The organism is Pseudomonas sp. PA-1-6B (genome assembly GCF_021609545.1).
In the GTDB taxonomy this organism is placed as follows: Bacteria; Pseudomonadota; Gammaproteobacteria; order Pseudomonadales; family Pseudomonadaceae; genus Aquipseudomonas; species Aquipseudomonas fluorescens_BV.
The window spans coordinates 14,270-35,356 of sequence record NZ_WJZM01000013.1 but is presented as its reverse complement, the minus strand read 5'-3'; the positions used below and the strand labels follow the sequence as shown (position 1 = coordinate 35,356).

Below are 21,087 nucleotides of genomic sequence, written 5' to 3'. Positions count from 1 at the left end.
TGTGCTCCTTAAAGACCTTTACGAAATTGGATGAAGCCTGGGCGTTCGGCGATGCGCTCATAAAGCTGGATCGCCGTGGCGTTGGTCTCATGGGTCAACCAGTGCACCTTGCAGCAGCCATCGGCCTTGGCGGTGGCGTAGACGAACTCAATCAATTGGCGCCCCACGCCCGTGCCACGTTGGGCCGGGTCAACCAGCAAGTCCTGCAGGTAGCAGGAGTTCTCGATGCTCCAGTTGGAGCGATGGTAGATGAAGTTGACCATGCCCACCGCCTTGCCGTCCTGCCAGGCCAGTGCCGAATGGGTCGGCTCGCTGGGGTCGATCAGGCGTTGCCAGGTGCTTTGGCTGACGGTGTCCGGCAGTTCGGTGTTGTAGAACGCCAAGTAGGCCTGCCATAGCGGCAGCCAGGCGGCTTGGTCGGCGGCTGTGACCTGGCGAATGTCGATCAAGCTCATTCTGAAACTCCTTGGGGAATAAAGCGGGCGAGGGTCTGGTCACGTACATCGGCACTGGCGGCCAGGCCGTCACGTACACCGGCCATGTCGGCGGCGCTGCGGTTCTGGCTGAGTTTGCGTTTGCCCACCAGGCGTTCGATCGGCAGGGCAAAGCCGACAATGGCCTTGAGCATGCCGTCAATGTAGTCCGCCGGTGCGTCGCTGACACGCCAGGGTTGGGCGCGGCCGCTTTCATGGCGGTCGGTGAGGGCGGTGACCACCTTGAGCAAGCGCTCGGCGTCGCTAAATACCGCAGGCGTGCCATAGGCGTGCACGGCGATGTAGTTCCAGGTCGGGACCACTTTGCCGTGCTCGGCCTTGGCGGGGTAAAACGCCGGGCTGATATAGGCGTCGGCACCGGCGAAGATCACCAGCGCTTCACCGCCATTTTGCAGCTCGCGCCATTGCGGGTTGGCCTTGGCCAAGTGACCGTACAGCGTGCCGTTGGGCCCTTCATCGGGGTTGAGCAGCAAGGGCAAGTGGCTGGCCTGCAGGCCGTTTTCACCCATGGTTACCAACTGCGCCAGACGGGTGTGCTGGATCAGTTGCTGGATTTCGGGCAAGTCATCGAGAGCAAAGGCGCGGGGTGTGTACATGGAGATTTTCCTTGGCGAATGCCTGCATCCTAGGCAGGCTATTGGTTCGTTGTAAGAGCCATCTAGCGCTATTTTCATAGGTCCAATATGCCGCCTGTTTCGCCACCGCTGTCCTTCAACCCCGCCGGTATCGAGCTGGACCGCCGCCAGGGCCTCACGCGCCAGCTTTATGAGGCCCTGCGTCAGCGGGTATTGGATGGGCGATTGGTCAGCGGCACGCGGTTGCCCGCAACCCGAGATTTGGCGACAGCCTTGTCGATTTCCCGCAACAGCGTGGTGCGCGCCTACGACCAGTTGTATGCCGAAGGGTTTATCGAGAGCCGGGTGGGTGATGGCACCTATGTTGCCCAATTGCCGATGCCCCAAAAACTATCCACAAAAGTATCCACAGGGTTGTCAACAGGCTTATCCCCAGGGTTATCCACAAAATGGGCGAATTTACCCGAGGATTTGGATGACGAAGTTATCCACAGTGCCGGGTTGGCGCGGGTAAAAGACCACCACCTGCCTCAGCCGCCGTTGGGACCGCCTCGGGCATTTCGCGTGGGCGTACCCGCCTTCGATCTGTTCCCGTTTGAGGTATGGGCCAAGCTGAATGGGGCGTTCTGGCGCAAACCCGACCTGGAACAGCTGTGCTATGGCGACCCGGCAGGTGATGGCCGCCTGCGCGGTTTGATCGCCGCGTACCTGCGCAGCTCGCGTGGCATGCAATGCACGGCTGAACAAATTGTGATCACCAGCGGCGCACAGCAGGCCATCAGCCTTTGTGCACAGTTGCTGGTGGAGCCTGGGGATGGCGTGGCGGTGGAAAACCCTGGCTATCGCGCGGCCGGCCATGCATTCGCTTTGGCCGGGGGGCGACTGCACGGCGTGCCGGTGGACGGTGAGGGCATGGATTGCCAGGTGCTCAGTACCCTCAATGATTGCCGCGTGGCGTATGTCACGCCTTCCCATCAGTATCCGCTGGGCGTGGTGATGAGCCTGGCACGCCGCCTGGAATTGCTGGCCTGGGCCGAGCGTTCAGGCGGCTGGATCGTGGAGGACGATTACGACGGCGAGTACCGCTACAGCGGCGCGCCGCTGTCACCATTGGCCGCGCTGGATCGCAGTAGCCGCGTGCTGTACGTGGGCACCTTCGGCAAGGTGGCGTTCCCGGCGTTGCGCCTGGGTTACCTGGTGTTGCCACCGGGCCTGGTGCAAGCCTTCACCCGGCGCCGCGCGGTGGACGTGCGTCACTCCGAAGTCAGCACCCAGGCGGTGATGGCCGAGTTCATGGCGGCGGGGCACTTCCAGCGCCACATTCGCCGGATGCGCCGTGCTGCGTTGAGCCGTCGCAATGCCTTGTTGGCTGGATGGTCAGAGGCATTGCCCGGTGTTGGCCCATTGCCCAACGTTGCAGCGGGACTGCACTTGACGGTGCGTGTCGACAGCGTGTCCCGCGAGCATCAATTGCTAAAGCAAGCTCATGCAGTCGGTGTAGAGATCAACGGCTTGAGCACCTATTGGCTGCCAGACTCCAGCACACCGCCGGATCAACGCGCCGGCCTGGTGCTGGGGTTTGCTGCCGTGCCTGAGTCGGGCATTGCGCAGGCGCTGGAGCGTTTGCGTGTGGCTTGGCTGCCATAAGCCGATCAGGTGTTGAAGAACAGCGACTGGGCCAGTTGGGCGCCGATGCTGCTGCGATGGATTTCAATCATGTCCCAGTCACTGGGGCCGGTGCGCTGATAGGCACCGCCTAGACGTTGTTGCTCGCGGGTCTTGAGGTGATCCTTGGTGAAGTTTTCCAGCGCGGCATCTTTTGTTTCATAGTGAAAGTGCGCGTACCACAGCACAGTGCCGTTTTCTTTGTCGCGAATCTCGTACTCGTCCAGATAGTCCTTTTTGGGCCCCTTGAGGGGGCGGCGGCTGATGACCTTGACGATGCGGATCAACCCTTGGCTGTTGAGCCAGTCAACCCGTTCGGCGGTTGGCGCTTGATGCTTGATCATGTCGATGTAGTGTTTTTTACCCAGCCGATAGAGGCGTTGCGCCGCGTCGTTGAGCTGGCGCTTGGTTGAGGCGGCAGAAGCGTGATCGCTTTCAGTAAGATTGCGCTCGGTCAGGGCTTCTTCGATATCGTTTGAGGCTTTTTCCAGCGTCTTTGCATGATCATCGAACATGTCTTGAATATCCTGCGGCGCATGCCAGGGTTTCCTGGAGAAACCCTGGTATTTACGGGTTTCAGCTTGTTCGCCATCCAATAGCGCTTGCCCCGCGTTGATGCTGGTGTCCAGATCCACAGCTACCGGTGCGCTTGGCTGCGATGGGGCTTCCTGCCGTTTAACCCAGACTCCCGGTGCCTTCTCATGAAACGTGGCGAGCACCTTGCCGGTCATGTGTGCCTTGACGTCGACCAACGAACTGTCTGCTTCGCGGGGCTCACCCATCACCAAGCCGTGATGACGTGTCTTGATCACTTTACGCCTCGGGCCGGGCTCGGCCCTGGAGCTGCTGGGCTTGGGCTGCTGGGCTTTTTTCTCTCGCAGGAGGTAGGCCAGGTCGTGGATGGCCCGTTGGCTGAACTCGCTTATTTGCAGGCGAAAACGTTCGAGGCGGGGTTTGAGCAAGTGCTGCGGGTAATCGGCATGCAGATCCAGCAGGCGTTGGTCGGCGCTGGAAAATTGCTCAACGAGGCTGTTGAGCACCTCGATACGATTATCCAGCGAGGCGCCATTACCGCGTTCAATAATCTCACTGAAACTTTCAACGTTGATTTCGGCTGAATCGACGATCTGGCCCATTCGCTCTCGCACGGTGGCTGGAACCTGGCTTTGCGTCTCATCGATACACAAGTAACGGCCCAAGCCAATCTCGAGAGATTTGAGTTCAATGAGCGTGAGCTGCGGCAACTCTCGCATGGTTTTACGAATGATAGCCGCGCCTTCATCTCCCAGGGTTTTAAGTTCGTTGAAGCGGTCGTTGATGAATTCCAGCCGCCTGATGATGCCAAGGTTCTGAGTGGACAGGGTTTTTGCGATTTTTGCCTGGTTTTTATAGTCAATGTCTACCTCGGCATCAAGAACCGGCAACGACGCCTTCAAGGCTTTCTCGTAGCTCTTCACCTGTTGCTCCATGGCTATCTGTGTCAGTTGCACCTGTTGTTTCAGGTAACCGCTCATGTTGCTCTGGTAGGTGGGTACCGTGTCGATGATGCTCAAGGACTTCAGCTGGCTGATCGCTTCGTCGTACGCCGCCAGCCGCCTGTCGACCTTATCGATGAACGCTGTACGCTGCAGGTCCGTGGACGGCCCCGGGGTAGCGTCCAGCGCGGGCTTTGATTCAAGCACGTCCAATTGTTGACTGGCGGCGACGGCGTCAAAGGCGTTGAGCTGGCTCTTGAGTGCTGCAATGCGCGCAGGCTGATCGACCTTGACCGCCCGCCGGCGGTTTCTAAGACCGCCGCCGCGCAGTCGCAGGCGGATGTCGACAAACCACTGGCCCGCCAGGTTGCCGATCAGCGGCGGGCCTGTACGCAAGGGAGATTTGGAGTCGATGATAATGACACTGTCGTTGTCATCCACGATGACTTCGAACCAGCGCTCACCAACGGGTGCAAACCACCGATCCGCGAGTGGATAGAGATTGAGGTGGCGGCCGGGGGTTTTATTTTGCTCGCCAAGCTTATCGGGTTTGGCAACATTAAAACTGTCGAGTGTTCTGGCCAGTCCCAGGCGACTATGGCTCAGGGCGCCGCGCGTGTGTACGGCACCTTCATGCTTGGCAGGTAGTTGATTGTCGGGAATATCCGGTTGCTGCACGCAGGTATATTTTTTCTCGGCAACCGGCGGTTTGCTCACCGTTTCGATTGTCGTTTGTTCGGATTCAGGCTCAATCCTGGCCGCATCGAACTGCTTTCGAGGACGCGGATGGCGCAGGGCTATATGCAGAGTCAGCGCCATTCCCAGGTTGAGGAATACATCCACCAACGCAGTCCAGGCCGTTGAGTGGTCATCCTTGTTCACGGCCTCCTCGGCAGCTTGCAGGTCGTCCATGATTTGCCAGATCCAGGCGGCGACTCCCAGGGTGCGGCCCATGAACGGCAGCGCGGCACTGAATATTTGCCAACCTGCATGTCGAAAGGTCGCCCACCGTTTCTGTACGTTGGATACCGACTGGCGTGTTGCCAATTCGACCATGGCATTGGCATTGGCCTTGAACAGCGTCGCTAACGCGTCATTGCCTATTTCTTCGTTGGTCAGCGTCACGGGGCCGCTCATGTACAGCACGGTAAGCGGCTCGACCAGTGCGCGCACCACGGTCCAGGGCGAGGGAAGGGTGTCGGGGAACACATATTGTGCATAGTTGAAGCGTTGCGCGTCGGGCAGCCAGGCCAGCACTGACTCGCGTAAGGTACGGTCATGTTTGATGGCGTACAGCAGGTTTTGCCGCGATGCAAATTGCATCAGCGTCGGTTCGAGCAGGGGCCGATAAAGCACGCAGGGGCCGGCGTCGGAATGCCTCGGGCTGATCACGAACATATTGGCGACCACGTCTTGCTCATGGCCGGGGCGCAAGGTGGGCACAAAGGCCAGGCAGCGAATGACAATGGGCTGCCCATCTACTTTGCGCTCCTGTTCTTCGTTGTGCATCACCGCGGCGATGTAGCGGTAACCGCGTTCATCGATGCCGCCCTGGCCGCGGATTTTCATCTGCAAGGCCAGCAGTGGCAGTTGCACCTGAAGGTGGCGGGTGTAGATCTGCTGTCGATGGCGCGATTGCTGCGGATCATCGAGCAGTTTTTGTTTGACCAGGGCTGGGTAGTTCTGGCCTATATCAATGTCTTCTATGACGTCTTTCAGAAAGCGGTAAGTCAGCCAGGTGGGTACACCGTTGTCCTTGCCGTTGTAGTGCACGGTCGCGTTGCCGGTAGGCAAGCCGGTAAGGTTTTCCAGGGCCAGGTCGATCAGGTCACGACGAGTGATGTCGACGGCACCCGGAATGACAAATGTGCCCCACAGAACCGGGCTTTCAATCACAACCTCGACCTTATCCAAATTCAGACTCACGCCCTTTTCCGGGACGCGGATATGGCTGTGCAACTGAGTCCGGGCATAGTCACGAATAGACGGAATGCCGTCCTGGAATGTTTCGCCGTGGTAATGGGTGTGCAGTTGGGCCAGGTCGATCATATAGCGGCTGTAGGCGGCGGTATCGGAGTCCGTCGCCGAGGTCAGCCAGTCCGGGAGTTGTTGGTGAATCTGGCGAATATTCGACAACTGGTGATCGCTCATCTCTTCGATGCTCGGCACGATGCGGGCGACAGTTGGGGCGCGCGGCTGATCCTGCAGGCCGGCCCCGCCGAGGCTGCCAATGACCTGGATTTGCAGCGAGATCAGTGTGCAGGCCAGCGCATCGAAGAAGTTGCCATCAGGCTCGTACAAGCGCCATTGCAAGGTAGCGTCCTGCTCTGGTGCATTCAGCCTTGCCGGCAGCGAAGCACCGAACTGGTCCAATGACTCGAACGTCTCATACCCGCTCACAAGCGAGTGCGTCAGCACTATCGGGCGGTTCTCGTGTTCGCCCACCAATACGGAAAGGTCCAGGAAGTAGAGGTGGGTAGATTGGCCATCTTCAAGAATATCCACGTCAACCAGGTAGGCATGGCTTTTATAGGGGTCTTTCAGCGAACGCCTGGCTCGGTCGGGCTCCTGAAAAACCGTGCGGGCCATGGCGCATTCGTGCTCATCCAGACCTTGCTCTTCGGTGATGTTCCACACGTTTCTCAACGCGCTGGAGAAGGCCTGCCAGCGTGGGCCGGCGGCGCCGTTGGACGCGTTCCAGAAGTCCAGCTGCTGCTCCTGGAACGCGGCGAACAGCAGGTCGGATAACTCGTTGATCAAACGTGCAATGGCATCGATTTTCACCGCGAGGTGTACAGGAGCCGTAGCGTTGGGTTGTAGCGTGAGGAAGTGTTGACCGTCGAGGTAGGTCACCCTGTCGCTGGACAGTGCCTGATGAGCAAGCACTGAGGTGAGCGATTCCACAGCAGCCGGCGCGCGCTCGACGGCGTTCCCGACCACCTCCCATTGAGGGCTGACTACCACGGCCAGATCGGGGTCGATATTCAGGTTGGGATACAACTCTTTGAGTGCAGAGCGCAGGGTGGTGGCGGCAACTTCCCGGGCGGTGGGGCCAGTGGTTAACTGGGTAAGCAGTTCATAGGTACTGGGCGGACGGTGGTTATTAGCGGTGTCATTGGGCATGTGCAGCTCCTCTGCATTCGATGGCCCGGACGGGCTTCGCAAATGAGCAAAGTAGCGAGCTGTGTTGCGTCGAGGGCGGTAGATACGTCGAGGCGCATCTACGCCCGCCAGTGTTTCACGTGCCGGATTTGATCTTGGTCCAGGCTCTGGTCCTGGCGCGCTCCGCATCACGCCCCAGAGGCTTTAACGTATACAGCGTCGCCATCGCCGCTTCGGTCGGGTAAAGGTTGGGGTTGTTGCGAATGGTCGGATCGACCCGTTCGGTCGCATCCTTGTTAGGGTTGGGATAGCCGACAAAATCGCTGATGGGCGCAATGACCTCGGGCTGTAGCAAGTAGTTGATAAAGGTATAGGCGTCCTGTGGGTTTTGCGCGCCCTTGGGGATGGCGAGCATGTCGAACCAGATCGGCGCGCCCTCTTTGGGCAGGCGCATGTCCACGGTGACGCCGTTTTTTGCCTCTTTGGCACGGTTGGCGGCCTGGGAGAAACTGCCGGAATAACCCACCGCGACACAGATATCGCCATTGGCGATGTCCGCCATGTATTTGGAAGAGTGAAAGTAGGTGATGTACGGGCGGATCTTCATCAACAGCGCTTCGGCCTTGTCGTAGTCCTTGGGGTTGCTGCTGTTGGGGTCCAGGCCCAGGTGCTGCAACGCCAGGGGCAGGATCTCCGAGGGCGAGTCCAGCAGTGCGACGCCGCATTGCTTGAGCTTGCTGATGTTCTCTTCCTTGAAGATCAGGTCCCAGCTGTCCACGGGGGCGTTGTCGCCCAGGGCCGCCTTGACCTTGGCTGGGTTGTAGCCGATCAGGATGGTGCCGTACATGTAGGGCACGGCGTATTGATTGCCGGGGTCGTTGGCTTCGATCAGCTTCATCAGTTTGGGGTCAAGATGGTTCCAGTTCGGCAACTGGCTGCGGTCCAGGGGCTGGAACACGCCGGCTTCGATCTGTTTGGCCAGGAACACGTTGGACGGCACCACCACGTCATAGCCGGAGTTGCCGGTGAGCAGTTTGGCTTCCAGGGCTTCGTTGGTGTCGAAGATGTCGTAGACCAACTTGATCTTCGGATTCTGGGTCTTGAAGTCCTCAAGTGCTTTGGGGGTGATGTAGTCGAACCAGTTGTAAACCTTGAGCGGTTTCTCTTCGGCCTGCACCGCGCCACTGGCGAGGGCTGCACACAGGGCGAGCGACTTGAGCATGTTCATTGGACTGCTTCCTCAAAACCTTCAAGAACGTTTACGGCGTTGATGCCGATTTCTTCCACCGCGTAGCCGCCCTCCATCACGAACAGCGTGGGTTTGCCCAGGCGGGCAATGCGTGCGCCCATGGCCAGGTAGTCCGGGCTGTCGAGTTTGAACTGCGAGATAGGGTCATCCTTGAAGGTGTCGACGCCCAGAGACACTACCACGATGTCGGCAGCGTAGCGCTCGATCTCATCGCAGGCTTGTTCCAACGCTGCGCTCCAATGTTCCCAGCCGGAGCCCGCCGCCAGTGGATAGTTGTAATTGAAGCCTTCACCGGCGCCTTCGCCCCGTTCATCGGCATAGCCGAGGAAGAACGGAAACTCCGCCTCGGGATGCCCATGGATGGAGGTGAACAGCACATCGCTGCGCGCGTAGAAAATCGATTGCGTACCGTTGCCATGGTGATAGTCCACGTCAAGGATCGCGACTTTCTTCTGGCCCTGATCGAGAAATGCCTGCGCCGCGATGGCCGCGTTATTGAGGTAGCAATACCCGCCCATCAAGTCGCTGGCTGCGTGATGCCCAGGCGGGCGACACAGGGCAAAGGCACTGCGTGCGCCGCGCTGGATCGCTTGTTGCGCTGTGAGTGCCACTTGCGCTGCGCTGTAGGCGGCTTGCCAGGTGCCGGCGGTGATCGGCGCGCCACCGTCGAAGCTGTAATAGCCCAACTGACCGTGCAGGCTGGTAGGCAACACACGACGCAGGGTTCGCGCAGGCCAGGTATAAGGCAGCAAGTCGCCGTTCTGGCCGAATTCGGTCCAGCGCTCCCACGCACCTTTGAAGAAGGCCAGGTAGTCAGCGCTGTGGATGCGTTGCACCGGCGCAAGGCCAAAGTCCTCGGGCGCCTGCACCGGGCCCAGCTCGCGTTCCCTGACCCGTTGCAGCACATGATCGGCGCGCGAAGGCATCTCAAAACAGGGCATCAATTGCCCGTCCATCAGTTCACAACGGCCGTGATGCAGATGATGATCGTCCGAATAGATCGTCAGCATGTTGTTGTTCTCCGAGCGCAGGGTGGGATGCCTTGCAGTGTTGCGGCAGTCATGGGTTTGGAGAACGGCAGAAACGGCCAAAAGGGGATCAATATGGCCAAAGTGTTTGTCCGTTATTCGCCCTTGCTCACGGCCTGAATTGGCTCGGCGCCACACCGCTCCAGCGCACGAAAGCATGTCGGAAGCTCGCGGTCTCGCTGAAGCCCAGTTGCTCGGCAATGCGGTAGATCGGCAGCTCATCATTGCCCAGCAGCTGCTTGGCGCGTTCAAAGCGCAGTTCATCGAGCAACTCCTGGTAGCTGCAGCCCAGATCATGCAGATGTCGGCGCAGGGTGCGTGCCGAACAGTTCATCTGCTCGGCGAGCCCCTCCAGACCAGGGGCGGCAGTCAACTGCGCCGCGAGTAATTGCCGTACCCGGTCCAGCCAAACCTGACGGCCGGTGAATTCGGCGTTCTGTTTGCGGCAACGCTCGATCATGGCGCAGTGAGTGACCGCATCGGCCAGGGGCAGTGGTTGATCGAGCCAGCGTCGGTCGAAGGCAAAAGCGTGGCTGCCGGCGTCAAATTGCAGCGCGCAGTCGAAATACTCGACGTAGCGTGCGCGGTATTGCGGCGCGCTATAGGCCAGACGCGCACCGAGCAAGGGCAGGCGCCGGCCGAGCAGGTCGTTGCAAATGACGTTCAGCGAGACCAGGCAAAACTCGACATTGAATGCGGTCAGGGCCAGGTCCTCACGGTAATCGCTGGCCGTGAACCACACGCGTTCCCCGTCTTCTTCAAGGCTCAGCTCAAAAAGTGTTCCCAACAGCGCCGGGTAACGTAGGGCCAAGCGCAAAGCGTCACCGAAGGTGGCACTGGTGAGCAAGGCATAACCGAGCATCCCGTAGGACGACACATGCATGCGCCGGCCCAGCTCCAGCCCGATATCCTGGCGCAACGCCACCGCGTTGGCGCACACACGCAATTCCTGCTGCGTGGTAATACGCGTGTCGGCGCGGCTCAGGTCGGCACTGCCGATACCACTGCCGGCCAGCAGGGTTTCGCTGGGTATGCCGTCAGGCTTGAAGGTGTCGAGTATCAGCGAGACAGCGTTGAGGGTCGTCAGGTGTGAATGCAGCATGATCGATTCCAGCCTGGGGTTGCCAGGCTGGAGCAAGTTATGTGCCGTTGCGCGAGAAGGCGATCAATCGCGCCCTGTGGGGAAAAACACCTGCTGCGCCTGCGTCAGGCTGATGCTACTGCGATAGAAGGCTATTTGTTGTTCGGTGGTGTGCCCGCTTACATCGTCCGACACGCTGCCCTGCTCGCGTTCTTGTGGGGTTTTCAGGCGCGCTGAAATAAATCGCTCCAGCGAGGATTCTGGAGCCTGATAGTGGAAGTGGGCATACCAGAGCACCGCCTTGGTGGACTTGTCGGTGAGGGTGTACTCATCCAGGTAATCCTTGATACTGCTTTTGAGTCGGCGCCGTTTTACGGTTCTTTTGATTTTGATCAGGTCATGATTTTTGAGCCATTCAACACCTTCCATGGTTGGCGGCTGTCGCTTGATCATTTTCTGCAGATGCTGATTGGCCTGTTCATAAAGGGCTGTCGCGGCCTCCTCAAGTTTTTGTCGCAGGGCGACTGCAGGGTGCTCAGTGCTTTCAGTCTCATTGATTTTGGTCAAGGCCTCGTCAATGTCATCGACGGCCTGCTCCATTAATTGCGCATGCTGATGCAGTACATATTCGACGCCGATGGGGGTGCGCGAAGTATCGTCCGAGTGCTCGGTTACACGCGTTTTAAAGGCCGGCAAGGTGTCCAGCAGTGTCTGCGCCTGACGCAGACTGGTATCGATAGTGACTGCGGGTCGTGAGACCTGCGATCTATCCGGGCTTACGTGCTGGACCCAAATGCCCTTTGACTTCTCGTGGAACGTAGCAATGACTTTGCCTGTCAGCGGTGAGCGGATATCCACCAGGTCGGCTTCAAGCCCCACGCTAGTGAGGCGAGGTTCGCCGATCAGGACGCCGTTGAAGCGCGTGCGGATAAACTTCTTCACTGGTCTGGGCGGCATAGGCGGCCCCAGTGGTCGGCCCCGGAGTTTTTCCAGCGCCAAGTGCAGGGGAGCTAATTGCGCGCTGGCGCGTCGGGAGAAATCACGCAGCGATTGACGCAGTTGGGCCAGCGGCTGGGCAATGATCTGCTCGGGGAACTCCTGGGCCACGTCCTCCAGTCGCTCATCGATGAACTTGAATTGCTCAACGAGGCTGCTCATCGTTTGAACACGTTCGTCCAGGCGCGATTCGCCACGCTGCTCCAGCGTATCGCGCAGGGTCTGCACCGCGATGTCGGCGTAGTCGATCGTGTCGACGATCATCTTCCAAGCGCTCGGCTCGGTGGTGAGGGATTGCGGTTCCAGGCACAGGTTGCGCGCCAGCGTCACTTGCAACGCCTTGAGGTCGTCGCTGGTGTAACCCAGTGGCTTGTTCTTACTGTTGGTGCTGCGGATCAATTCGATGCCGGCTTTGCCCAGGCGCTTAGCCTCGGTAAAGCGTGACTGTTTGTAGTCAAGACGTTTAATCATCTGCCGATTCATGTCAGCCAGTTGCTTGAAGTCGTCGATATGGCTCGTCTGGGGCGAAGAGGCATGGGCTTCGAGTTGATCCAGGACTTTTTTGAGTGCTGGCGCGAAGGTGGTTTGTTCTTCGGTGATGCTTGCTTCGTTGAGCTCCAATTGGGCTTTCAAATAGCCGAGGGCTTTTTGCTGAAAGTCAGTGACCTGCGTGAAAACATTCAGGGTCAGCAGATGCTGGCGTGCCTCTTCATAACTTGAACTCTGGCCGCTGAGTTTCTCCAGGTACGCGTGGCGCTTGGCCTGAGCGGATGTGCTTGGCGCTTCGTTCATGTCTACCAGGGCTTGTTGCAGTTCGCGCTGCGCGTCTTTTTTGGTTTTTTCGAACGCTTCCAGTTTTTCACGCAGCTCGCTTGCGCTGGTCTTCGCTTTATCCCTGGCCTGTCGCTCCTCCCGTTCGATCCCGCCACTGTTCAGGCTTATCCGGGAGTCAACGAACCACTCGCCCTTGGCATTGTGAATCAGTGACAAACCCGTGGGATCGGTGTGCTTGGGGTCAATGATGACAACCGTGTTGTCATCCTGCAGCGTCACCTCAAACCAGCGTTCCCCAACCTGTGCGTAGTAATGCTCCTTGTGAAGATACAGGTGTTGGTAAGCACCGGATTCGGTGATGGGATTTTGCAGGCCTGTGGGCTTTTCGATTTTGTAACTGTCCAGCGTCGCGGCCAGGCTGACAGCGGTGCGCTTGATCGCGCCGGTGGTGTTCAATGGTTCAGCGTGGCTGGGAGGCGGCGCGTGTGACTCCAGATCCGGCAACTGTTGCACGGTAAACTGCAAGGTAGTCTCGGCGGGACCCGGTGGTGGGGCGGGTGTCTGTGTCTCGAGCTTGCCCGCTTCGGCAGGAGCGTGTGCGCGATGGGCCGCGTGCAAGGCAAGCGCCATGCCCAAGTTGAGTAACACATCGGTCAGGGCCGACCATTTTGCCGGCTGGTCATCATGCGCTTGGGCATCGACGAAGGTTTGCAGGTCATCGACGATCTGCCAGATCCATGCCCCGGTGTTGGCTATACGGCCCATGAAGGGCAGAGCCGCATTGAAGATCAGCCAACCGGCCTTCTTGAAGGTGGCCCAACGGCTTTCCGCGTTCGACACGGATTGGCGGTCTGCCAGCTCTATCAGTGCGTTGGCATTGCTATCGAATAATGTGTTGAAGAGGTCGCCATTGAGCACGTCTTCGCCAAGGCTCATCGGGCCGCTGTAGGTCCAGAGTTTGTCAGGCTCCACCAGAGCATCGGCGATGGCCCACGGTGAGGGCAGAGCACCGGGGAATACATATTGGCTGTAGTCATCGCGTATCGAGTCCGGCAGCCAGGCGACCACCGAATCGCGCAGCGTGGCTGACTGGGTGATTGTATACAGCAGGTTAGCTGGCGATGGGAACTGCATCAGCACCGGCTCGAACAGCGGACGATACAACAGGCATGGGCCGGCCTCGACACGCTGCGGACCGATCACATACATATTGCTCACTACATCGTGGGCATTGGTGGTTCGGCGTTGCGGGTTGAAACTCAGGCGTCGTATGACAATGGCTTGCCCATCGACGTTACGGTCGCTGGTCTCTGCCTGCAGCACTGCAGCGACATAGCGGTAGCCGCGCTCATCAATACCGGCCTCGTGGCGAATCTTGTGTTGCAGGGCCAGCATCGGCAACTGCACACGCAGATGCTGGTTGTACAGAGCCTTGCGTTTGCTCGACTCCATTGAGTCATCGACCAGTTTGCTGCGAATCAAGGCCGGGTAGGTGGTGCCGATATTGATGCGCTTGATGAGGGTTTCAATGTAGTCCACGGTCAGCCATGTCGGAATGGATTGCCGTGTGTCGGCCAGCAGGGATTTGTTGCCGACAGGCAGCGCAATCAAGTTTTGCAGGGCAAGTTCGGCAAGGCTGAAGGTGGTGGTTTCGATTTGGCCAGGTACGGTGAACAATCCCCACACCACCTGGCTTTCGACCTGAATGCTCAATTTTTCCAGCGCCAGGTGCTGAAACTCTGGATGGTCGTTTTCAATCTCTGCTTTCAGGCGGTCCAGCGCGTATTGCTCGATGGCAGGTATGTCGTCCTGATAGGTCTTGCCGGCATTGAGGCTGTGCACGGCGGCCAGGTCCTTGAGGTGCCGCGAGTAGAGGGTTTGGTCGGTGACGGAGGCGCTGGTCAGCCAGTCCGGCAATGTCGTCTGGTACCAATCCAGTCCGGGGCCGTTGCGATCAGGCTGCGTCATAGTCTCGGGGAGTACGCTTACCGCTGTAGCAGGTGTGCGGGCCGTGGTTGTGTCACGGTTGCCTTGAAGCTGCAGGGCGATCAGTCGCAAAGCCAAGCGATCGAAATAATTGTCATCCGGTTCATAGAGACGCCATTGCAGGCGATCAAAAGCTTCGCTGCCCTTCAATTGAATCGACAAGGACGCCCCCAGCTGCTCCATGGACTCGAATTTCTCGTAGCCGCTGTCCATTGAATAGCTCAGGATTCGGGTCTGCCCTTGCGACTTCCCCACGAGCACGGCGTTGAATACCAGGTCTGTGTGCTCAGTTGTCGCGCCTCTGACCAGGTCGACATCAATCAGATAGGCGCGGCTCTGGAATCGGTCGTTGACCTGGCGAAGCGCTCGGTCCGGGGCATAGAACAAGCTGCGAGCCAGGGCGCAATCTTCGTCGGTCCAGCCGTCGATGTGCTGGACATTCCAGATATCGCGCAGTGTGCTGGAAAGCGTATGCCAACGAGGGCCGTTGCCGTTGCTTTGATTCCAGAACGCGACTAACTGCTCCTCGTAGGCGCGTGGGATGACCTTGGCCAGGATGTTGATTGTGTTGGCGATTTCTACAATACGCACCGGCAGGTGAACCGCAGGTTCTGCCACTGGCGCCTGGGTCAGAAAATGCTCGCCCTCTATGCACTGGGTTGGAACCCAGGTCACGGACTGCCTGGCGAGGAGGTTGCTGAGGGATTGGTAATGAGTCTGCCCGGCAACCACCTGATCATCGATAAGTTCCCAGGTCGGGGTTCCCATTAACGTGTTGTCGGGGTCCAGATGCAGATCGGGATACTGCTCTTGTAAGGAATGGCGCAGCAGCTCGCGGACAGTCTCGGTGAAAGATGGCGCGACGTTAAGCAGCAGAGCGATCAATTTATCTTGCTGAATGTCTTCCTGAGAAGTGGAGCCTGGAGTGGTCATGATGCAGCCCTGTCTTGTCCATGGATGGAAGTAACCCGCGCGTGTGCTCGGGGGTTCCATGCTAGAAAGGGGCAGGACAGGGCTGGCGGTGGTTATGTAGCGTGGCTGTGCGGGTTCAGCTTGGTTCGGTGCCTAAGTCCAGTTCCACCAGACGCCGTACTTCGTCATTGGCAAGACCTGCACCGAGCAAGGCGTGCAACTTGCCAAACGCCGCTTCGCGCGTCATGCCGCCGCCAGACAATACGCCGACGCTGTGCAAGCGGCTGCCGGCTTCATAGACGTCCAGTTCCACACCGCCCTCATGGCATTGAGTAATGGCGACTACGACCACACCCTGACCCTGCGCACGCTGCAAGCTTGCGAGGAATTGCGGGTTGTCGCTTGGCCCGGTGCCGCTGCCGAAACACTCCAGCACCAGGGCCTGGATGCCGCTGTCGATCATTGCGTCCAACTGCGCTGCGCCGATACCTGGGACCAGCGGCAGCACGCCGACGTTTGCCAAGGCTTTGGGCTGACGATAATCCAGCGCGGCGGGCAGGTACTCGGCACGGGCGAAGTCATTCTGGCGCTGCAAGGCCGCAAACGGATTGCGTCCAAAACTGCGGATCTTTGCGCAATGCGTCGGCGCCATCAATGCACCGTGGAAGTACAGATGCACACCTGGCGCCAAGCCATTATCGAGTGTGGACAACGCGCCGCTGACGTTTTCCCAGGCATCGCTGTCCGGCACGCCGGCCGGCAGCATGGAGCCGGTGAACACCACGGGTGCCGGCAAGCCCAGCAATTGAAAGGTCATCGCCGCCGCGCTGTAGGCCAGGGTGTCAGTGCCGTGCAGGATCAGCACCGCATCGCAGCCGTCGTCCACTGCTTCAACCACGGCGGTACGCAGGCGCTGCCAGTAGGCGGGGTTCATATTGGCACTGTCGATCAGTGGCGACATTTCCTTGAAGCGCCACGCGGGCACGGGCGCGTCGGCAAGCTGTGCGCGCATACGCGCTTCAAAACCTGAAGCGGGCGCCAGGCCATTGGCGCTGGCCTGCATGCCAATGGTGCCGCCGGTATAGAGCACCATCACGTTATTAGCTGATTGCATCGAAAATCTCCTGAACGAAAAACGCCGCCGGGCCCAGAGCATGCCCAAGGCCGGGCGGCGTGTCATCTAGCCGTGATTAACGTTGCGCTTGAGCGCTCAGTTCCGCTGCCGGGGCCGCTTCGGTTTTCACCGGGTTGGCCGGCCAGGCCTTGCGGTCCAGGTCCAGGTCGGGGAACTGACTGGAATCGAACACCGGGGTCTTGATACCCGCCGCGCGCTGGTTGTCGTAGTCGTTGAGGATGCGCATGGCAATCTTGAACAGGAACGCCAGGGCGAACAGGTTGACGAACGCGAGCATGGTCATGGTGATGTCGGCGAAGGCGAACACCGTGCTCAGGTTCTCGATGGAGCCCCAGAAAATCAGCACCAGCACCAAAGCGCGATAACCCATCAGCACCTTGCGGTTGTTGCCGACCAGGAAGCGCAGGTTGCTCTCGCCCAGATAGTAGTTGTACATGATCGACGTGAACACGAACAACGCCAGGGCCACCGAGATGAACATGCGGCCCCAGTCACCCACTACCGCCGCCAGGGAGTTCTGGGTCAGGGCAATGCCGTCGCCTTCAAAACCTGGGGTGTAGAAACCGGAAAGCAGGATCAGCAACGCAGTACAGGTGCAGATCACGAAGGTGTCGAGGAACACGCTGAACGCTTGCACCACGCCTTGGGCGATAGGGTGCTCTACCGACGCCACTGCCGCCACGTTAGGCGCACTGCCCAGGCCTGCTTCGTTGGCGAACACGCCGCGCTTTACACCCATGATGATCGCGCTGCCCACCAGGCCGCCGAAGGCTTGGTCGAGGCCGAACGCGCTCTTGACGATGGTCGCCAGCATGGCCGGTACGTGGTCGAATTGCAGCACGATCACGTACAGGGTCACGGCGATGTAGACCAGGGTCTTGACCGGCACCAGCAGGTCGGCGATCGAGGCAATACGCTTGATCCCGCCGATGAACACCAGGCCCAGCAACACCGCCAGCGCGAGGCCGGTGTAAGTGGTGTCGAGGCCGAAGGCGTTGTTCAGCGAGTGGGTGACAGCGTGGGCTTGCAGGCCGTTGAAGGCAAAGCCGAAGGTCACCAGCAGCAGGAACGCCATGACCATCCCCAGCCAGCGCTTGTGCAGGCCGTGCTGGATGTAATACGCCGGGCCGCCACGGTAGGTGCCTTCCGCGTCGGTGCGCTTGTACAACTGGCCGAGGGAGCACTCGATAAAGCTCGAAGACATGCCCACCAGCGCGGTGACCCACATCCAGAACACGGCACCCGGGCCACCCAACGTCACGGCAATGCCGACACCGGCGATATTACCGGCACCCACGCGGCCGGCCAGGCTGAGCATCAGCGCCTGGAACGAGCTGAGTTGGCCGGCGCTGCTCTTGAGGCTGTCTTTAAACACCGAGAACATGTGGAAAAAGTGACGCAATTGAACGAAACGCGAGCGGATCGTGAAATAACCGCCGAGCCCGACTATGAGCACGATCAGTACTTTCCCTGAGAGGAAGTCGTTGATGACTTCGAGCATGGAGTGTTCCTCGCTGATTTTTCTGATGGCAAACGCAGGACGGTCCGACGCATCGCTCGGCACCAGGCAGTGCACGACGCTCGATCCCCATCCTTTTGCGGGTGTTGTTATTCATGCGCTTTCGCGTGGTTCCCGGGCCTCGTTACCGACAGCCGCAGACGCGAAGAGGGGCGGCACTATACCTAGGCGAGCGTGATCCGTCTGCACGGGGCGATTAAAGGTTTCAGCGCGCTCGCGGAAGGGGAGGAAGGTTTGCGGTGCGATATTAGATTTTTTATGGGCGTCATGGAGCAACCTCAAGGCAAAAAAAAGGGCCTGAAGAACGAGCCTTCAGGCCCTCAAAAGGTGAGAGGTGTCTAGTCCCTCAACCTGGTGAGCGGTGCAACAAACGCTTAGGCCTTCAGCGGGACCAAGCGTGGAGCGATCATGTTTTCCGGGCGCAGGATGTCGTCGAGCATGGCGTCGTCGAGCAAGCCTTCTTCACGCACCAGTTCCAGCACGCCGCGCCCGCTTTCAAGAGCGATACGCGCAATGCGGGTGGCGTTTTCATAGCCGATGTACGGGTTCAGCGCGGTGACCAGGCCGATGGAGTGTTCCACCAGTTCGCGGCAGCGCGCTTCGTTGGCGGTGATGCCGACGATGCAGTGCTCGCGCAGCATGTCCATGGCGCGTTGCAGCAGGCGGATCGAGTCGAAGATCTTGAAAGCGATCAGCGGTTCCATCACGTTCAACTGCAGTTGGCCGCCTTCGGCTGCCATGGTCAGGGCCAGGTCGTTACCGATGACCTGGAATGCCACCTGGTTAACCGCTTCCGGAATCACCGGGTTGACCTTGCCGGGCATGATCGAGCTGCCTGGCTGGCGAGCCGGCAGGTTGATCTCGTTGATGCCGGTGCGTGGGCCACTGGACAGCAGGCGCAGGTCGTTGCAGATCTTCGACAGCTTCACGGCAGTACGCTTGAGCATGCCGGAGAACAGTACAAAGGCGCCCATGTCGGAGGTGGCTTCGATCAAGTCGGCCGCCGGTACCAGCGGCTGGCCGCTGATGGTGGCCAGGCGTTGTACGGCCAGGGCCTGGTAGCGCGGGTCGGCGTTGATGCCGGTACCGATCGCGGTGCCGCCCAGGTTTACTTCGGTCAGCAGCTCTGGCGCCAGGGTTTTCAGGCGGGCCAGGTCTTCACCCAGGGTAGTGGCGAAGGCGCGGAATTCCTGGCCGAGGGTCATCGGCACGGCGTCTTGCAACTGGGTGCGGCCCATTTTCAACACATGGCTGAACTCGGCGCCTTTGGCGGCGAACGCCTGGATCAGGCTGTCGAGGCTGGCCAGCAGCGCGTCATGGCCCAGCAGCAGACCCAGGCGGATCGCGGTCGGGTAGGCATCGTTGGTCGACTGCGCCATGTTCACGTCGTTGTTGGGGTGCAGGTACTGGTATTCGCCCTTCTGGTGACCCATGGCCTCCAGCGCGATGTTGGCGATGACTTCGTTGGCATTCATGTTGGTTGAAGTGCCGGCGCCGCCTTGAATCATGTCCACCACGAACTCTTCGTGGAAATCGCCGCGGATCAGACGAGCACAGGCTTCGCTGATGGCAGCGTGCTTGGCTTCGCTGAGCTGGCCCAACTCGCGGTTGGCGTCAGCGGCCGCTTGCTTGACCATTGCCAGACCGACCACCAATTTCGGGTAATGCGAAATCGGAACGCCCGAGAGGCGGAAGTTATTCACCGCTCGCAGGGTCTGGATGCCGTAATACGCTTGAGCCGGTACTTCGAGTACGCCAAGCAGGTCTTTTTCGGTACGGAATGATGCAGCAGAGGACATGACGGAAATCATCTCAATATGGACCCGGAACTGGCCGGAACGCTGCGAATGCTAGGCTTGTAGAACTTTTTGGGCCAATGCTGTTAAACACTGGCCTATGCACAAACGGCATAATGTGGATGTGACCCGGTTATCTTGGCGGGCGTGTGTGCCAAAATGGTGCATTCCGTGGGAGGCAGTGATGAACCTTGAGAGCAAGTGGTTGGAAGACTTCAGCGCCCTGGCGGCGACGCGTAGTTTTTCCCAGGCGGCTGAGCGGCGCTTTGTCACCCAGCCGGCGTTCAGTCGGCGTATCCGCAGCCTGGAAGCCGCGTTGGGGCTGACGCTGGTCAACCGTTCGCGTACGCCGGTGGAGTTGACGGCGGCGGGGCAGTTGTTCCTGGTGACGGCGCGCACCGTGGTCGAACAGCTCGGTGAAGTCCTGCGCCATTTGCATCACTTGGAAGGCGGGCAGGGCGAAGTCATGCAAGTGGCGGCCGCCCACTCCCTGGCCTTGGGGTTCTTCCCGCGGTGGATCGCGCAGTTGCGCAACGAGGGCTTGAATATCGCCACGCGGCTGGTCGCCACCAACGTCGGCGACGCCGTGCACGCCCTGCGCGAAGGCGGTTGCGACCTGATGCTGGCGTTCTACGACCCGGACGCGGCGATGCAAATGGACGCCGAGATTTTCCCGTCGCTGCATCTGGGCAACACCGAAATGCTCCCGGTGTGCGCCGCCGATGCCGAGGGCAAGCCGCTGTTCGACCTGGAGGGCGAGGGCAGCGTGCCGCTGCTGGCCTACAGCGCCGGCGCGTTCCTTGGCCGCTCGGTGAATTTGCTGCTGCGCCAGAGGGCTCTGCGCTTTACTACCATCTATGAAACCGCCATGGCCGACAGCCTCAAGAGCATGGCGCTCGAAGGCTTGGGGATCGCCTGGGTACCGCAGTTGAGCGTACGTGCAGAGTTGGCGCGCGGCGAACTGGTGGTGTGCGGCGGGCCGCAATGGCATGTGCCGCTGGAGATTCGCTTGTATCGCTGCGCGTTGGTGCGCAAGGCGAATGTGCGGTTGTTGTGGCGCAAGCTGGAAGGTGGGGCCGCGCAAGGCGCTTGAGCCCAGCGCGGCGGTGTGTCAGCCAACCTATTTTGCACTGATCTACTGCTATCGCAGGCAAGCCAGCTCCCACAGGATTTCGTGGTGTATTCGCTGACTCTTAAGTCAATAAAACCGCCACTTTGCGCCGCTAGACAGATGGTCATCCCAGGGGCTGTTTATCTGGATTATTACGGTATACTGCGCGGCCTTCGGCCGGTCCAAACC

The 21,087-nt window shown here is 59.6% G+C and carries 12 protein-coding genes; 2 read left to right on the top strand and 10 right to left on the bottom strand.

The window, feature by feature from the left end; all coding sequences use genetic code 11:
* Positions 1-8: 8 nt before the first annotated feature.
* Positions 9-455: a GNAT family N-acetyltransferase gene (locus GIV35_RS08960; RefSeq protein ID WP_213153155.1), complete on the bottom strand. Its 447-nt coding sequence runs from the start codon at positions 453-455 to the stop codon at positions 9-11.
* The gene (locus GIV35_RS08955; RefSeq protein ID WP_105229006.1) at positions 452-1,090 is read right to left on the bottom strand and encodes an FMN-binding negative transcriptional regulator; all 639 of its coding nucleotides are present in this window, start codon (positions 1,088-1,090) and stop codon (positions 452-454) included. The genes GIV35_RS08960 and GIV35_RS08955 overlap by 4 nt, the downstream gene beginning before the upstream one ends.
* Before the next feature lie 87 nt (positions 1,091-1,177).
* Here GIV35_RS08955 and pdxR point away from each other — a divergent pair, with 87 nt between their 5' ends.
* Positions 1,178-2,716, top strand: a complete 1,539-nt coding sequence (pdxR, locus tag GIV35_RS08950) for a MocR-like pyridoxine biosynthesis transcription factor PdxR (RefSeq protein WP_236264486.1) — start codon at positions 1,178-1,180, stop codon at positions 2,714-2,716.
* A gap of 5 nt (positions 2,717-2,721) precedes the next feature.
* Here pdxR and GIV35_RS08945 read toward each other — a convergent pair whose 3' ends face one another.
* The 8 genes from GIV35_RS08945 to aspA form a co-directional block, all read right to left on the bottom strand.
* Positions 2,722-7,332 carry a dermonecrotic toxin domain-containing protein gene (locus tag GIV35_RS08945; protein ID WP_223022934.1) on the bottom strand — a complete coding sequence of 1,537 codons (4,611 nt, stop codon included), beginning with the start codon at positions 7,330-7,332 and terminating at the stop codon, positions 2,722-2,724.
* Positions 7,333-7,447: 115 nt separating this feature from the next.
* Entirely contained in the window at positions 7,448-8,539 is a 1,092-nt protein-coding gene (locus GIV35_RS08940; protein WP_236264485.1) for a polyamine ABC transporter substrate-binding protein, read from the bottom strand.
* Complete coding sequence (locus tag GIV35_RS08935; protein WP_105229002.1) at positions 8,536-9,570, bottom strand: histone deacetylase family protein; 1,035 nt, start codon at positions 9,568-9,570, stop codon at positions 8,536-8,538. The genes GIV35_RS08940 and GIV35_RS08935 overlap by 4 nt, the downstream gene beginning before the upstream one ends.
* A 127-nt stretch (positions 9,571-9,697) precedes the next feature.
* Positions 9,698-10,690, bottom strand: coding sequence for an AraC family transcriptional regulator (locus tag GIV35_RS08930; protein ID WP_105229001.1), 993 nt, complete (start codon positions 10,688-10,690; stop codon positions 9,698-9,700).
* A gap of 63 nt (positions 10,691-10,753) precedes the next feature.
* Positions 10,754-15,358 carry a hypothetical protein gene (locus GIV35_RS08925; protein ID WP_105229000.1) on the bottom strand — a complete coding sequence of 1,535 codons (4,605 nt, stop codon included), beginning with the start codon at positions 15,356-15,358 and terminating at the stop codon, positions 10,754-10,756.
* Between the two features lie 115 nt (positions 15,359-15,473).
* A complete protein-coding gene (locus tag GIV35_RS08920; RefSeq protein WP_236264484.1) occupies positions 15,474-16,451 on the bottom strand; it encodes an asparaginase in 978 nt (325 codons plus the stop codon).
* A gap of 76 nt (positions 16,452-16,527) precedes the next feature.
* Positions 16,528-17,973, bottom strand: a complete 1,446-nt coding sequence (locus GIV35_RS08915; protein WP_034129133.1) for an alanine/glycine:cation symporter family protein — start codon at positions 17,971-17,973, stop codon at positions 16,528-16,530.
* 392 nt (positions 17,974-18,365) lie between these two features.
* Positions 18,366-19,790 (bottom strand): aspartate ammonia-lyase, encoded by a 1,425-nt coding sequence (gene aspA, locus GIV35_RS08910; protein WP_003195657.1) that lies wholly within the window; start codon positions 19,788-19,790, stop codon positions 18,366-18,368.
* Positions 19,791-19,971: 181 nt separating this feature from the next.
* Here aspA and GIV35_RS08905 point away from each other — a divergent pair, with 181 nt between their 5' ends.
* Positions 19,972-20,880 (top strand): LysR substrate-binding domain-containing protein, encoded by a 909-nt coding sequence (locus tag GIV35_RS08905; protein WP_161903649.1) that lies wholly within the window; start codon positions 19,972-19,974, stop codon positions 20,878-20,880.
* Positions 20,881-21,087 lie beyond the last annotated feature (207 nt).

Excerpts from the sequence above, each read along its gene's own strand:
- GIV35_RS08930 (WP_105229001.1), bottom strand. The coding sequence starts at position 10,690 with ATGCTGCATTCACACCTGACGACCCTCAACGCTGTCTCGCTGATACTC.
- GIV35_RS08925 (WP_105229000.1), bottom strand. The coding sequence starts at position 15,358 with ATGACCACTCCAGGCTCCACTTCTCAGGAAGACATTCAGCAAGATAAA.
- aspA (WP_003195657.1), bottom strand. The coding sequence starts at position 19,790 with ATGTCCTCTGCTGCATCATTCCGTACCGAAAAAGACCTGCTTGGCGTA.
- GIV35_RS08915 (WP_034129133.1), bottom strand. The coding sequence starts at position 17,973 with ATGCTCGAAGTCATCAACGACTTCCTCTCAGGGAAAGTACTGATCGTG.
- GIV35_RS08945 (WP_223022934.1), bottom strand. The coding sequence starts at position 7,332 with ATGCCCAATGACACCGCTAATAACCACCGTCCGCCCAGTACCTATGAA.
- GIV35_RS08940 (WP_236264485.1), bottom strand. The coding sequence starts at position 8,539 with ATGAACATGCTCAAGTCGCTCGCCCTGTGTGCAGCCCTCGCCAGTGGC.
- GIV35_RS08920 (WP_236264484.1), bottom strand. The coding sequence starts at position 16,451 with ATGCAATCAGCTAATAACGTGATGGTGCTCTATACCGGCGGCACCATT.
- GIV35_RS08935 (WP_105229002.1), bottom strand. The coding sequence starts at position 9,570 with ATGCTGACGATCTATTCGGACGATCATCATCTGCATCACGGCCGTTGT.
- GIV35_RS08905 (WP_161903649.1), top strand. The coding sequence starts at position 19,972 with ATGAACCTTGAGAGCAAGTGGTTGGAAGACTTCAGCGCCCTGGCGGCG.
- GIV35_RS08960 (WP_213153155.1), bottom strand. The coding sequence starts at position 455 with ATGAGCTTGATCGACATTCGCCAGGTCACAGCCGCCGACCAAGCCGCC.
- GIV35_RS08955 (WP_105229006.1), bottom strand. The coding sequence starts at position 1,090 with ATGTACACACCCCGCGCCTTTGCTCTCGATGACTTGCCCGAAATCCAG.
- pdxR (WP_236264486.1), top strand. The coding sequence starts at position 1,178 with ATGCCGCCTGTTTCGCCACCGCTGTCCTTCAACCCCGCCGGTATCGAG.